The sequence below is a fragment of the Lysinibacillus sp. NPDC056232 genome (genome assembly GCF_042267565.1).
In the GTDB taxonomy this organism is placed as follows: Bacteria; Bacillota; Bacilli; order Bacillales_A; family Planococcaceae; genus Lysinibacillus.
On record NZ_JBHJTF010000041.1, the window covers coordinates 13,218 to 27,393 of the forward strand.

The window sequence follows — 14,176 nt, forward strand, 5'->3', positions numbered from 1 at the left end:
CGATAGCTATGTAAACGTGAAAGAGACTGTCTTATTTTCTTAGTATAGAAAACTTTTTTAGACAGTCTCTTTCCAATCTATTTAAGATGTATGCTTTATTGCGATATCTTCATCACGTTGCATTATCAGTACATCTTCACCTTGATCTTGTAGCATTTCGATATGTTTTTCACCCCAAGTGCAAAGCATGTTCAGCACAGGGTCCATCTCTTGACCATATGGTGTTAGCGAATATTCAACTTTTGGCGGTACTTGATTGAAAACCTTGCGATTAATTAATCCAGACTGCTCTAATTCACGTAATTGGCTTGTTAGCATTTTTTGTGAAATACCTGGAATCAATCGGCGAAATTCATTCGTACGAATCTTACCATGGTGGTTAAGATGACAAAGAATAATAGGTTTCCATTTGCCCCCAATGACTTCAAGAGTGGCTTCAACACCAATATTATAAACTTTTTTCATTGTAAACCCCCTGTAATATTCAAAAGTAACTAAAAGTACCCTATATAACTTTTAGGTATGTATGAATATTACTATATACTATACAAAAAATCAAAGGAGTTATTAATAGAATGAAAGATACAAAAGTGCCGAATGCCAAACTAACATTACTTGCACTTGCGATCAGTGCATTTGGTATCGGCTCTACAGAATTTATAAGCGTCGGACTACTTCCATTAATTACAGAAGATTTTGATATAACATTAAGTACCGCGGGTTTAACCGTATCCATATATGCACTAGGTGTAACTATTGGTGCACCGCTTTTAACAGCCTTAACATCGCGCCTTAGTCGCAAAAATGTGTTACTGCTCGTTATGGTGCTGTTTATTATCGGTAATTTACTTGCAGCCTTAGCACCCTCATTCTCATTACTACTAACTGGGCGTGTTATTTCAGCATTAGCACATGGTGTGTTTATGTCCATTGCCACTGTTATCGCTGCAGATGTTGTAGCACCTAATAAACGAGCAAGTGCAATAGCTTTTATGTTTACAGGACTAACATTAGCTACTGTGACTGGTGTCCCACTAGGAACTTTTATTGGACAAGTAACTGATTGGCGAATGTCGTTCATTTTCATTGTGATCATAGGTATTATTGGATTAATTAGTAATGCCCTGCTTGTGCCAAGTCACTTATCGAAAGGTAATCCAATATCCATTCGAGATATTGGTAAAGTATTAGGGAATATACGAATGTTATTAATCCTCTTTATTACTGCAATTGGGTATGGTGGCGCATTCGTAGTATACACCTATGTTTCTCCTATTTTAGAGCAGTATATGGGCTACTCACCAAAAGCAATAGTCGTGATCTTAGTTGTATACGGTATTTGTGTTGCCATCGGTAATACATTAGGTGGTCGTTTTGCGAATAATAACCCTTTACGTTCTATCTTTATTATCTTTATAGGCTTAGCATTAGCACTACTCGGCATCAACTTCTTTTTAGAATCATCAATCGTTGGATTAATAATGGTCTTTATGATGGGGCTATTTATGTTTATGAATGTACCGGGATTACAGCTTTATGCCGTTCAGCTTTCAGAAAAATATATACCATCAGCTATTTCAATGGCTTCAGCATTAAATATTTCGGCCTTTAACATTGGTATTTTTCTAGGATCATACATTGGAGGAATCATCGTTCGCCACCAATCATTAGCGCATACTCCTATTTACGGATTTGGTTTGGTGATGCTTGCCGCAGCTACTACTTTCCTGTGGTTAATCTTTGATAGAAACAAACTTTGAAGATTTATCGGAACAATTTCAGTTTTTATCAACTACGGGCGACTCCTTGGGCAGACGAGACCCTGGAGCGAAGCGGCTCATCGTATGCCCACAGGAAGCTTTGCTCTGTGCGAAAGCGTAGCGACAGCCACAACAAAGCGCCCAATCAAACAAGTATCAACCACTAACACCGAAAGTCTTTGTTGTACATAATATAAGGTATCAGCATAGGATAGGAGGAATTTAGTTGTATTACAATCCTTATCCGTATTTTGTCTATCCTAATTATTATCCAACATGGGTAATGGCGAATCAACCAACTACTCAACAACCTTCTAGACATCTAGCAATGCCGACAAACCCAACGAATAGAAGTCCATTTCCAATCGTCAATACAAAGAAATTGAAGACTTCCGCGAAACGGACCAAGGTTATTATGCAGCAAGCACAATTACTTACGGATAAAATTGATGAATCAGAGCAATTTGCGCATGATCTTATGAACGCAGCACAACAATCAAATAAAACGGAAGTTGAAAAATTAATTGCGTCAACAGGCATTACTATAAAATTCGAAACTACCTATACACCAGATGGAATTCGTATAATCTTTACTGATAGTAGCTGTTGTAAGCTTACATTAATTTTGAATTGGTGAAGAGTTGGCCCTTTGAAGAGGGCCTCTTTTTTTTCCTTTAGCATCTTTATGAATTTTAACCTTGTATCCCTATTGAACTTGTAAACTATAAATAAATATGCTAAAGTACTTGTAATCGTTATTTCTGAAAATTCTTATATCGCATTTTCTTATCAAGAGAGACGGAGGGATTGGCCCTATGAAGTCTCAGCAACCAGCCTATTGGTATGGTGCTAATTCCAATTGGCGAAATTTAGCCTTGAAGATGAGAAGACTTACTTTAGTTGCTTTGCACAAGAGTCCTCTTTCTACAAGGAGGGCTCTTTTTTATTGTTACATCCAAAAATAATTAAAAGAAAGCAGGAAGATATTATGGCAAACGAACTTTTACAAGCAATTCAACTATTGAAATCGAAAGAATGGGTGGATTTAACACATACATTTGGTCCTAATTCGCCCCACTTCTTTATGTTTGATGATGCAAAATTTGAAACATTATTTTCCCATGATGATGGCTTCTTTGCGCAGCAATTCACTTTCCCTGGGCAATACGGAACACATATCGATCCACCTATCCATTTTGTGCGAGATACGCGCTATTTAGAGGAATTGGAGCTAAAAGAACTAGTGCTACCACTAATCGTTATTGATAAATCGAAGGAAGCTGAAATTAATAACGATTACACGTTAAGTGTTCAAGATATTCTTGACTTTGAAGCTGAATATGAAGAAATCGAAGCAGGTACCTTCGTTGCGCTGCGTACGGATTGGAGTAAACGTTGGCCAGATAAAGAGGCTTTCAGTAACAAGGATGCGGATGGTCATAATCATATTCCTGGTTGGGGATTAGAAGCGTTACAATTTTTATTCAACGAACGAAAAGTAAGTGCTATTGGCCACGAAACCTTTGATACGGATTCAGCAACAGATTTTCGTAAAAATGGTAAGCTAGATGGCGAATATTTTGTGCTTGAGCAAGATACTTACCAAATTGAGCTTATGACAAATTTGGATAAGCTCCCTCCAAAAGGTGCTGCTATTTTCAATATTGTACCAAAGCCTGAGAAAGCCTCTGGATTCCCTGTGCGTTCATTCGCAATATTACCTTAAAAGATAAAAAAGTCTGGTTCACAACCTGAGTATGTATTGAATCAGACCTTTTTTACTTTGGCGAATTCCTTTTTTTGAAAATAAAATAAACGATTAACATTAGTATTAGGAACAATACTATAAGATAAATACTGTAGCGGGATAAATATAACCCTACATAATGCCACTTCTCTCCAAGCACCTTCCCTAAGGTAATAAATGTAAATGTCCATATAGTTGCTCCCGTATAGGCAAAGAAAGCAAATTTTTTATAAGGATAATTATTAATAGCCGCAATATATGCTGTAAGATGACGCACACCAGGAATAAAATATCCTATTAATAATAATCCCGGCCCTATTTTTGCAAATAATTTTCTAGTAAAGTCAATTTTCTGTTCAGTAATGTGGATTTTCGGACCGTATTTTTGCAATAACGGTAGCCCAAATCTATAGCCTATATAGTAGCTCAGAGTAATTCCCCCTGCCGCACCTACTATAGCGCTGATTAAAGCCGGAATATGTGCGAGAGTTTCTTTATATACGCTATATCCTACATATGTTAAAAATATCTCATCGGGAAGTGGCAGCCCAACAATCCCGCCAACTAGGATAAGAATGATGCCAAAATATCCGTAATGTTCTATTAGAGATTGCACGTGATGCGCCATAAATCCTTCCCACCTAAAGCATAATGAATTTCTTTTTACAGATAGCTTTATAATAACTCAAAGCAAACAATATTATGAGTATTATGACTTTAATACAATTTTCTCCAGGATTTATTATCACTGCCTTGTAGATTGTATAGATGGAAAAATTATTTCTTTTTAAAAACTTTCTCCAATGTTGTATAGTGGTCGATTCATGCTATAAATCTCATTTCTCGGCTACTACTCTATTAAATTATTTGTAGCTCACGAAGAGCATAATCAATACCATCTTCAGTTGATTTCTTCGTTATAAAATCAGCGACATTTTTTAATGCTTCACTACCGTTACCCATTGCAATACCAAAGCCGACTTGCTCCAGCATATCGATATCATTATCTCCATCGCCAAAAGCAAGTGCTTCTTCAGGACTCAAGTCGAAATAATCTAGTACAGCTTGGACAGCAATAGATTTAGAAACATCATGTTGCAAAACATTTGTAATGTACGGATGCCACCTTTTAAATAATAAATGAGGAAATGTTGAGGTATACTTTTTCTCAATATCCTCATCACCATATAAACACATTAAATACACCTCTTGCGTTACAATATCTTCATTGATAATGGGAAACTCTTGCAAAGATAATGTTTCTTGCATAGCTTTTAATGTCTCTTCCTCTTGGACGTAATTCATTGATAATTGTTCTGTAAAAAATGATAGACTTTGTTTATTTTCATCAGCAAAAGCTTTAACTACCTGGACAATTTCCTTTGCAATAGGCATTTTATGTATGACTTGATCTTGATGCTTAACATATGCACCATTAGCTGTAATAAACGTCTCTATTCCAACACTTCTTAAATCCTGGCACATTGATAAAGGTCTTCCTGTAGCAGCAACAATATGAATTCCTTTATTTTTCAACTGTTGAATAGCGTTCCTTGTACTTTCTTCAATACGACCATCTTCATAATTAACAAGCGTTCCATCTACGTCAAAGAATACAATTTTATAATCCATCGTCCGCTCCTTATCGTTTTACATAATTTTTGACTCTTCCTTATCGACCAATAATAATCCTATATTTTTCCAACCAACACACTTGTAATTTTACATTAAGAAACATCTTTACACCAAAAGTACAAATAGGTATTATAACCTATACAAACAATTTTATAATAAAATAATAAGTAGCTATTTAATTTAACATTTGTACGTAATTTGACAAACTAAAATAAATGTATAACTTGCTATAACTGCACCGATAAATACTATTACGGGTACATATCAAAATTTCAAATAACTAAGAAAGTAATGAACATTTTTATTTTAATAATTCTAAAGGAGTATACCAAAGAACATAGAATTGTTAATATAAAAGATAACTAATTAAATACATTGAACGATTCTATCCATCATATAAATAGAACAAAAGAAATAATGTAAAGGAGTTGATTCTTATGGCATTTAACATTTACTACTATGAAAGTAGCGTAGATTGCAAGTTTTGCAAAAAGCATTTTACTACATATAAAGTACGTCCTAATCGATATAAAATTATCGAAGAACAAACAGACTTCATGCCAGTTTATGAAGGTTTAAACCCATTATTGTATGAAGTTGCCGTTTGCCCACATTGTGGCTATGCTTACCATAAATCTATGACAAGAACATATGGACCTTTCATGCTTCTTATTGATGAGCTATACATAAAAGAGCTTCAAAAACCAATGGATATGTGCAAGGAACGTACAATCGATGATGCCATTGTAAGCCTTAAATTAGCTTATCTTGTATCGAGAGCGTCAATGGAAGAGTCACTTCTTATGGCCAATTTCGCACTAAAAATAGCCTGGCTATATCGCTTAAAAAATGATCATGAATCAGAATTGCGCTACCTCTTTGCTGCAAGGGACTTTTACAGCAAATCTTTTGCATCCAATCAAGAGGGCGGAGAGAGAATTCAATTTTTACATGCAGAATTAAGCCTTAGACTCGGAGATATTGCTGAAGCGAAAAAAGGATTCTCTCGACTAATAGCAGATCGAAATGTTTCCAATAAATATCGAAAACTAGCACGAAATCGCTGGGAAAATTATAAATATGATGAGCAGCCTAACAATGTAAATGAAAATATAGGAGAAGTCATCAATTGAAGTAAACGAGGAGAATAATCAACATGCAGCTATTTAATAAAAGGATTGATGTGAGAGAAGAAGATATTTTTTCAGAACTACATCATTTTTTACTGAGAAAAAATAATCGCTATTTAACGAATGATGAGGTAGTTACATTAACTGGGGTTTCATCTGAGCTACTCTACAAATGGGTAAAAGCAGGAAAATTAAAAAAATCAATTTTTCCTAATTTAGGCGCACCTTGTGAACGCTGCGGACAAATTACTCAGGCAAAAATCTGTATCAGTTGCTCATCAACCATCGTTAATACATTAAAACAAGAGGAAAAGGATCGTGCATGGTTCAATCAAATACAGCGGAATAATCCAAGAGCTAGCACATATCACTATAAATAAAACAATTAACATCTCTACAGTGTACTTACGCTTTGGAGATGTTTTTTTACCTGCCCTCGCTCGAATAATCCAAAATAATGACATTTGACCAAATTTAAACAAAATTTAAACAAAGTCCCCTTTTACTTTAAACTTCACCACCTATAATTAGTCTTAACATATAGCGAAGGACTGATAGAAAGTGATAAAAGGTAAGAAACGTAAGGTTTTATTATCATTAAGTATTGCACTAACAAGTTTTGTAGCGTTCAACGGAGTTTCAAATGCATCCGCTGCAGTTCCGGCGGCAGAAGAACGAGTAGCTTTAGATAACAAATTAGAAGTGAAGCAAGCTCGCACATCCAATGAAACTCTTCAAGATTGGAAAAAGTGGACAAACGATCATGCTTACAGCTTAACATCTATTCAACCTGAAGCAATTAGTCAACAAAACATTCCATCTACTAAATTTGAAGATTTAGAGATGCTAAAGCCTTTATTGCATGATAAGCGCATCGTTTTTTTAGGGGAAAGTTCACATGGCGCAGCAGAATTTAGCCTAGCGAAAACACGTTTAATTCAATTTTTACACCAAGAAATGGGCTACAATGTCCTAGCCTTTGAAAGCGGTATGGGGAATGCCATGAATGCGCAAGGACAAATTGATAAACAAACAGCGCAACAAACGATGAAGGATGCTATTTTTCCCGTATGGTGGACAAAAGAAACACTGCCGTTATTTGAATATACTAAAAAAACACAGAATACAGATAAACCATTAAAATTAGTAGGCTTCGATATTCAACCGCAAGGAGCATTTACAAATGGTGAATGGCTGCAAAATAGCCAGCTTGCGAAACAGTTCAATGAAGTAGAGGAGCAACTTGTAGACTGGAACTTTGGTAAAGATTTAAAGGGCTATCGAAAGGTAAAAACAAGCATTATCGAAGTGTATAAACAAGTAAAATCACAAGTACCGCTTAAAGAAAAAGAGTTAAAAGCAGCTTATCCGGGTGAGCCACATATTGTAAAGCTTATGGAACACACTTTAGCTGACCGTATCCGTTTAGCAGACGAATATGTAGAACTATCAATTCAATCAAATATAGAACCATATAACCCTGAGCCTTTTTTTAAGACAATGGAATGGCGTGACCAAGCAATGATGGAAAACCTACTATGGTTAGCAGAGGAGATTTATCCAACTGAAAAATTTATCGTCTGGGCACATAATGACCATATTCGCAAAGCACAATCCGAAGTAATGATTTCTTATCCGGTAAAATTGATGGGTGAACTTCTACCGGATATTTACAAGAAATATAGCTATGTGCTTGGTCTTTATATGGCTAGTGGCGAAACTGCAAACAATTCTAAAGAACCTATAGCCGTTTTACCGCCAGTAAAAGGATCAATCGAGGATATTCTTTCATCAACAAATAAACCATACACATTTATTGACTTACGAAACCGTCAAAATGAACGAGGAAACTCATGGATGTTTGAGCCACGTTTATCGTATAGTTGGGGAGTCAGACAGGAAAGTCTTGTTCCACGAGATCAATATGATGGCCTTCTGCTGATTGATAAAGTAAGTAAACCACATTATATAAAATAAGAATATAAAAATAGCAAACTAGTTTTTCTTCTAGTTTGCTATTTTTCTTTTATGTTCAAGTATCCATCGAAATTGTATCCCATTCTTCATTGCGATGCCCTATCATCCAGAACAAGCCCCTCCGTCTTTCCATAACGATACTTTCATTCATCCCCGCAGGAGCTGGTGGTTCTTGTATACGACTATCTACACAAGCCCAATGGTATCTGTAAATCTTGTCGGCTTCATCCAATATCTCTTCTTGACTACGCAGAGTAGTTTGAAGATAAAATTGTTCAAACGTTTCGCAGTTAGAAACAACTTGAATGGCATACTCACAATCGCATACTTCATCAGGAAAATCGAGCTTCTCAACAAATCCAAGTGCCCAAATAAGTGTCCAATAAGCCTCATATTGCCATGAAATATTAATGGCTTCTTGCACATCTGGTTCTGAAGCTTGTAAAAAATCTCTTTCATTGCTAGTTAGATAGTCTTCCACTTTATATGAACGTAACATATTGATGAAAAAGTCTCGCGATTCTTCTACATTTCCTCCTTGCGCCACATCACAGGCAAATTGAATGACAATTAACAGGGCTACAGCTCTTCTAGCAATGTCTTCTTGGGTTTTAAACTGACAAGCCTCTATTGTTGGGAGTTGAGGAAGGGAAGCTGTATAAGGAATAGCTTTTTCTTTTAAATATGCTATCGTTTTATTTTTTCTTTGTTCGCCTTCTTCTGATGACACCTCTTGTCCCCTTACCTTTCGTGAACAAGCGTGGGGTCTAAAGTCAGATGGTCCTGACTGCCCGTCAGGATAAACAATAACGATCCCTTCATCGTCTAGTAAAGTGCCATTCGGTAAAAAAACAATTCCCCCTATACTTGATAGCAGGTTCGTAAACAACTGCATCTGTTCATCATTTATCTCTTTTTCCGATTCGATCGCAATCACTGTATTTAAAACAGATATTTGAGTCAAAACTAATTCTTTTAAATTGTCATCTTCAAAAGGAATGTTATCGTAATAGCCCATCATCCCAGGAATATTGTTAGCGAAGTAATCTGGATTTGTATCTTCAGACATGATTCGAATGATTAATTTGTGTTTTTTAAACAGTGCTTTAGACTTTAATAAATACTCGTTTTCATTTTTACCGATAGCAAAGCCTTTTGCAAAAACATCTGAAATTTTAAACTCAATATCATCGATGTTGTTCTTAGATGCAAATATTGTGAAATAGTTCAATCTTCTCTCCCCTTATATTCACCAACTATCTAAGCCTTCGAGCGCTTGGCTAAATAGTTGTTTATTTTTCCGTAGTATTTCATGTTTCTTCCAATAAGCAAGCAATGGTCTCCAAATGTCTTTATCTACACCTGTTGTTGGTGTCATATCTTGCTGCATCATTTGCCATACTGCCCGTATTGCTGTAAGCCTTTCTACTTCACTGCCGCTCAACCATTCAAATAACGTCTCTGCACTTGGCTGTAATTCTGCTAAAAGTGTATCCCATTCATCTATTGGAAATGAAACATACGTCTTCATCCAAGCTATAATTTTCGGATGATGAAAATGACGTAGTCGGTTTAAAGCTGTATAGGCATCAACCGTCTCTTTCTCGATATCTTGAAGAACAAGAGATAGACCCTCTTGTGCGGAAAGACAATTTGCTGTTAAATAATCTCGAATCCGGCTAGGCATATCATTTTTGTCACTCCAGAGCGTCCTTACCCAATCACTTGCTTCAACCGCACAAACCTTTACTAGCACATCACTCCATGCTTCTTTATATGTTAGTGCCAGTGATTGTTCGATTTTAATTCGGAGTGCATAATACACCTTACTAGCATCAAACTGTGCAAAGGCTTCCAGAACTTTAGTATCTTTCACTCCATGCATCGATACATATATTAATAAGGATTCCAGGTTAGACATTGCTTGGTTTAGAGTTAGTGTGAAATATTGTTCAAGCCACTTCAGCCATATTTTAGAGCTAGTCAGGCTCAAATCCAGTCCATCCTCACTACAAAACTGTCGATGCTGACCACAATCTGCACCTATACAACCTAAAGCTGTAGCTCGCTCTACATAGATAGTAAAACGCTTGGCTAGTAGGTCGAACTCATCTTCCTCATGACTCCAATACCAAACGGAACCATCCTCAATCCTAATAAGAAGTGCATCGCCGTTGCCAGCCGTGTGATACTGTAAATATAGTTGTTCATCTAGATTTTCACCGTCGCCACCGAAATCAGGGAATTCAAGCTCTTCCAAGCTCCAACCAAAATCTCCTGAAGGCGTATACTCTAGCTCAATAGGAAGTAGGGCCTCGTCTGGCAAAGACCAATACATACCCACTTGTCGAGAACAATGTAATAATAAATTACGGAACTCAGAAGGAATACGAACGCCAAGTCGCTCCTCTACTATTGATAGTTCTTGCTCTGTAGCTACAGGTGCTATCTCAAGCGGACGCACCCAAGCCCCTTGCTGTTCAAGCTGCTTTAATAATTGCGTCCATCGTTCAACCCATATTTGCATCGCTATTCCTCCATGTTAAGAAAATACTCTAAAACTATATAGTCATGAGTTAAGTTCCACTTTAGATTTACGAAAAACGCCCCGCTCATCTCTTGTTGCTCTTGTTTACCAATTAAAATGCTTTCGGATAAAAGGTTACCTTTTTAGATTCATTTTTTCTTTACTATTGTATCGTCAGGAAATCATTACCTTATTAGGGCAAGACTTAATTTATGTATAAACACTAAAATTTTACTTCTTTCAAGACTCAAAATATATGATAAATTACCTTACCATTTTTATTTCCTAGATCTTTTTTCATTGGCATCACTAGTCACTTTAGATAATAGTATTTTATTGGCCATTAGAAATATCTCCTTATAGAACATTTGAATGTCACTATAAGGAGATATTTTTTATACCTAGAGTCATACTACTGACCCTTTTCAATTTCTATCATAATTTTCGTTACATAATCCTCTTCACGATTTTTAATAACGGCATCATAAATATATTCTTCATATACGTACTGCCCTAATTCAAAATCTTTTTCCCTCATAACCTTAAATAATCGCTCGTAAGTTTCACCAAGTGTAGAAGTTGTTCCTATATGATATCCAACAATAAAATCTCCTTCAATTGCTTCGAAATAAGGATGGCCTTCTCGTGGGAGTGGCTGCTCTATATACAAGTAACTATAGTTATCAAAGTTTCCCGCTAATATTTGCTCTCTTCTTGTAATCCCACCAATGGGATAACCAGTGTCTAATTGAGAGTGGTCTAATTCATCTATAAAATCTGAAACAGCCTTCGTAAACTGTTCTTCCGTCGAATCCTCGATATTTTTACTTAAATACAACATTGCCTCTGGCAGATGTTCAATTGTAATGCTTTCAAAATCAAGGTGTAAGGCTTCCTCTGTTAAATCGATTTTTACATCAATAATGCTTTCAATCATCTCCAACTCTCGACGTTTTTTCGCTACAATTTCCTTTTGCTGATACATTAAGTCTAAAAAATTTTCAGGTGATTTTTCTGCCATATATTTTTGAATATCCTTTAAAGACATACCAACTTCCTTTAATAGCTCTATTACACTGAAAAATTCATATTGTGCAATGGAATAATAACGATAGTCTTTACTATCCTTCATAATTGGTGATAATAAACCGATTTGATCGTAGTAAATTAGCGTTTGTTTATTAACCTTACAAATTTTAGCGAACTCACCAGTTGTAAAATATTTTACATTTTTATTAAACATTTTTAAGTTTACCTCCTTGACTATATAGTTACTATATACATTAGATTGTAGCTATTCACAATCAATTATGCCACTGCATAATTGCGTCCGGAATCGGTGTGTGCTTAGGCCTGCATGATGTCTTTTGTGCGAAAGCGAAGCGTCAGCAACAACATGTTTTTGTCTGTGCGAAAGCGAAGCGTCAGCAACAACATGAGGGCCGACACGATATCGGCTATTTCGATGTTTTAGGCTAACATCCTATAAGAACCCCTTTCCGATTTCCGTGACATCTGCTGAAAGAAATTAAAAATAGAAAGGTTTTGACATTATGTTCACGGAAATTCGTGACATTACAGCTTTAAACAAAGAGGAAGTATTGGCATTACGCATTGCTGATAATCAGCAAGATTTTATTGAAAGTACACAGCAATGCTTAGCGGAGGCAGAAACAGATCAACGCTTTATTCCTGTTGGATTGTATAAGGAAGATATTGCAGTCGGCTTCGCTATGTATGGCGTGTTCCCACATAAAGACAACACACTACGTGTTTGGTTAGATCGCTATTTCATTGATGAGCGTTATCAGCACAAAGGATTGGGAAAATACTTTTTACAGCAACTTATCAATTATTTAGTAGCTAAATACAGCTGTCAAAATATATATTTAAGCGTTTATGACAACAATATAGTAGCGATTCAACTATATAAAAAGTTTGGGTTCGTCTTTAACAATGAGCTAGATGACAAAGGCGAAAAGGTGATGGTAAAGGAGGTACATGCTCATGACTACCATTAATCCAATTGAAACAAGACCTCTTAAGCCCTTGTTTTTATCATACTTATTCCCGGCTATGATTGGTATGTTGCTGATGTCAGTCAATATTTTAGTGGATGGTATTTTCGTTAGTCATGGAGTTGGACCAGCCGCTTTAGCAGGAGTAAATATCGCCGTACCAATTTTCTCAATTTTACTATCCATTTCCCTTTGGGTTGGTATGGGTGGAGCTACACTATTTTCAATTTCTCTCGGTGAGGGTAATAAAAAACGAGCGCATCAGCTCTTTACATTAGCATTTACAACAATGATCGGTGTCGTCATGACACTGATTCTAATACTTTTATTAAATTTAAAGGAAATCTCCTATATATTCGGAGCAAGTGATGCTACCTTTCCTTATGTCCAAGAGTACCTACATGTTATTTTGATTTTCGGTGTATTCTATACAATTGAAAACTTACTAAGTATTTTTATTCGAAATGATGGCAATCCAAAACTTGCGATGATGGGCTTAATCACTACATCTGTGTTAAACATTATTTTTAACTACATCTTTATTTTCGTACTCAATTACGGCGTAACTGGCTGTGCCTTAGCTACAGCACTCTCCACAATAATCGGTATGTCGGTGCTTTGCCTACACTTCTTCCGAAAGCAATCCGAATTAAAATTTGTCCGTACATTTTTCAGCCTGACTGATTTAAAGAAAATATTCGCTATAGGGCTACCAAGCTTTATCGTTGAAGCCTCCGTCGCTGTAATGGTTATTTTATATAATGTGACATTTTTACACTATTTAGGTTCAGATGGAGTTACCGCCTACGCGATGGTTAACTATATTCATACCGTACTATTAACAGTGTTCCTTGGTATCGGTATGGCCCTACAGCCACTAGTTAGTTATCATCACGGTGCGAGGTTAATTGAGAGATTAACAGCATTATTGAAAATAGGTATTGCCACTGCATTTATGATAGGTTTAACTACTGCCATAATTGCTACGTTATTCCCTTCTCAGCTAATTGCATTATTTGGTGATAGTACGCTGGACATCCGCAATATGGCTACACAAGGCTTTGTACATTTTGCAATTGGGTATGTATTCCTTGGTGTGAACATGGTATTTGCAGAATTCTTCCAATCGATTGAAAAAATACGTCTTGCAACAACTATTATGTTACTTCGCAGTATTTTATTATTTATCCCTGCTCTCGTACTATTGCCTAAATTACTTGGCCCACAAGCTATTTGGTGGACATTCCCTGTTGCAGAAGGTATTACCGCATTGCTAATTTTTATATTTATGAAGAGAAAACCGTATCCGATTTTCTCAGAAGCAAGCTCATTAAAATAAAGCACATAAATGAAGTTAAACCCCCTTCGATACAATAATCGAA

General features: G+C 36.1%; 15 protein-coding genes and 1 riboswitch. Of the genes, 9 read left to right on the forward strand and 6 right to left on the reverse strand.

The window, feature by feature from the left end:
- Positions 1 to 81: 81 nt before the first annotated feature.
- Complete coding sequence (locus tag ACFCYJ_RS22580) at positions 82 to 465, reverse strand: winged helix-turn-helix transcriptional regulator (protein WP_197143893.1); 384 nt, start codon at positions 463 to 465, stop codon at positions 82 to 84.
- Positions 466 to 575: 110 nt separating this feature from the next.
- Here ACFCYJ_RS22580 and ACFCYJ_RS22585 point away from each other — a divergent pair, with 110 nt between their 5' ends.
- The 3 genes from ACFCYJ_RS22585 (at position 576) to ACFCYJ_RS22595 (ending at position 3,486) form a co-directional block, all read left to right on the forward strand.
- Complete coding sequence (locus ACFCYJ_RS22585) at positions 576 to 1,760, forward strand: MFS transporter (RefSeq protein ID WP_376077299.1); 1,185 nt, start codon at positions 576 to 578, stop codon at positions 1,758 to 1,760.
- Between the two features lie 226 nt (positions 1,761 to 1,986).
- The gene (locus tag ACFCYJ_RS22590) at positions 1,987 to 2,397 is read left to right on the forward strand and encodes a YuzC family spore coat inner layer protein (protein WP_376077302.1); all 411 of its coding nucleotides are present in this window, start codon (positions 1,987 to 1,989) and stop codon (positions 2,395 to 2,397) included.
- A gap of 146 nt (positions 2,398 to 2,543) precedes the next feature.
- Positions 2,544 to 2,648: riboswitch (SAM riboswitch) on the forward strand.
- 100 nt (positions 2,649 to 2,748) lie between these two features.
- Entirely contained in the window at positions 2,749 to 3,486 is a 738-nt protein-coding gene (locus tag ACFCYJ_RS22595; protein ID WP_376077384.1) for a cyclase family protein, read from the forward strand.
- 52 nt (positions 3,487 to 3,538) lie between these two features.
- Here the strand turns inward: ACFCYJ_RS22595 and ACFCYJ_RS22600 are convergent, their stop codons facing one another.
- Both ACFCYJ_RS22600 and ACFCYJ_RS22605 read right to left on the reverse strand, forming a co-directional pair.
- Positions 3,539 to 4,135, reverse strand: a complete 597-nt coding sequence (locus tag ACFCYJ_RS22600) for a DedA family protein (RefSeq protein ID WP_376077303.1) — start codon at positions 4,133 to 4,135, stop codon at positions 3,539 to 3,541.
- A 230-nt stretch (positions 4,136 to 4,365) separates the two neighbouring features.
- Positions 4,366 to 5,139: a Cof-type HAD-IIB family hydrolase gene (locus ACFCYJ_RS22605; RefSeq protein WP_376077305.1), complete on the reverse strand. Its 774-nt coding sequence runs from the start codon at positions 5,137 to 5,139 to the stop codon at positions 4,366 to 4,368.
- A gap of 440 nt (positions 5,140 to 5,579) precedes the next feature.
- On the opposite strand from ACFCYJ_RS22605, the gene ACFCYJ_RS22610 reads away from it, so the two are divergent.
- The 3 genes from ACFCYJ_RS22610 (at position 5,580) to ACFCYJ_RS22620 (ending at position 8,249) form a co-directional block, all read left to right on the forward strand.
- The gene (locus ACFCYJ_RS22610) at positions 5,580 to 6,275 is read left to right on the forward strand and encodes a DUF2225 domain-containing protein (RefSeq protein WP_376077308.1); all 696 of its coding nucleotides are present in this window, start codon (positions 5,580 to 5,582) and stop codon (positions 6,273 to 6,275) included.
- Between the two features lie 23 nt (positions 6,276 to 6,298).
- On the forward strand, positions 6,299 to 6,652 hold the full coding sequence (locus ACFCYJ_RS22615) for a hypothetical protein (protein WP_376077310.1): 354 nt from the start codon (positions 6,299 to 6,301) through the stop codon (positions 6,650 to 6,652).
- Between the two features lie 181 nt (positions 6,653 to 6,833).
- Positions 6,834 to 8,249: an erythromycin esterase family protein gene (locus tag ACFCYJ_RS22620; RefSeq protein WP_376077313.1), complete on the forward strand. Its 1,416-nt coding sequence runs from the start codon at positions 6,834 to 6,836 to the stop codon at positions 8,247 to 8,249.
- Between the two features lie 55 nt (positions 8,250 to 8,304).
- Here the strand turns inward: ACFCYJ_RS22620 and ACFCYJ_RS22625 are convergent, their stop codons facing one another.
- The 3 genes from ACFCYJ_RS22625 to ACFCYJ_RS22635 all read right to left on the reverse strand — a co-directional run bounded on the left by ACFCYJ_RS22625 (position 8,305) and on the right by ACFCYJ_RS22635 (position 12,019).
- Positions 8,305 to 9,480, reverse strand: a complete 1,176-nt coding sequence (locus ACFCYJ_RS22625) for a DUF4272 domain-containing protein (protein ID WP_376077316.1) — start codon at positions 9,478 to 9,480, stop codon at positions 8,305 to 8,307.
- Positions 9,481 to 9,498: 18 nt separating this feature from the next.
- Complete coding sequence (locus tag ACFCYJ_RS22630; RefSeq protein ID WP_376077319.1) at positions 9,499 to 10,776, reverse strand: SMI1/KNR4 family protein; 1,278 nt, start codon at positions 10,774 to 10,776, stop codon at positions 9,499 to 9,501.
- 412 nt (positions 10,777 to 11,188) lie between these two features.
- Positions 11,189 to 12,019 (reverse strand): MerR family transcriptional regulator, encoded by an 831-nt coding sequence (locus ACFCYJ_RS22635; RefSeq protein ID WP_376077322.1) that lies wholly within the window; start codon positions 12,017 to 12,019, stop codon positions 11,189 to 11,191.
- 98 nt (positions 12,020 to 12,117) lie between these two features.
- Here ACFCYJ_RS22635 and ACFCYJ_RS22640 point away from each other — a divergent pair, with 98 nt between their 5' ends.
- From ACFCYJ_RS22640 to ACFCYJ_RS22650, 3 genes are all read left to right on the forward strand, one after another.
- On the forward strand, positions 12,118 to 12,255 hold the full coding sequence (locus tag ACFCYJ_RS22640; RefSeq protein WP_376077325.1) for a hypothetical protein: 138 nt from the start codon (positions 12,118 to 12,120) through the stop codon (positions 12,253 to 12,255).
- Positions 12,256 to 12,329: 74 nt separating this feature from the next.
- Entirely contained in the window at positions 12,330 to 12,797 is a 468-nt protein-coding gene (locus tag ACFCYJ_RS22645; RefSeq protein WP_376077328.1) for a GNAT family N-acetyltransferase, read from the forward strand.
- Positions 12,784 to 14,133 (forward strand): MATE family efflux transporter, encoded by a 1,350-nt coding sequence (locus ACFCYJ_RS22650; protein WP_376077331.1) that lies wholly within the window; start codon positions 12,784 to 12,786, stop codon positions 14,131 to 14,133. The genes ACFCYJ_RS22645 and ACFCYJ_RS22650 overlap by 14 nt, the downstream gene beginning before the upstream one ends.
- Positions 14,134 to 14,176 lie beyond the last annotated feature (43 nt).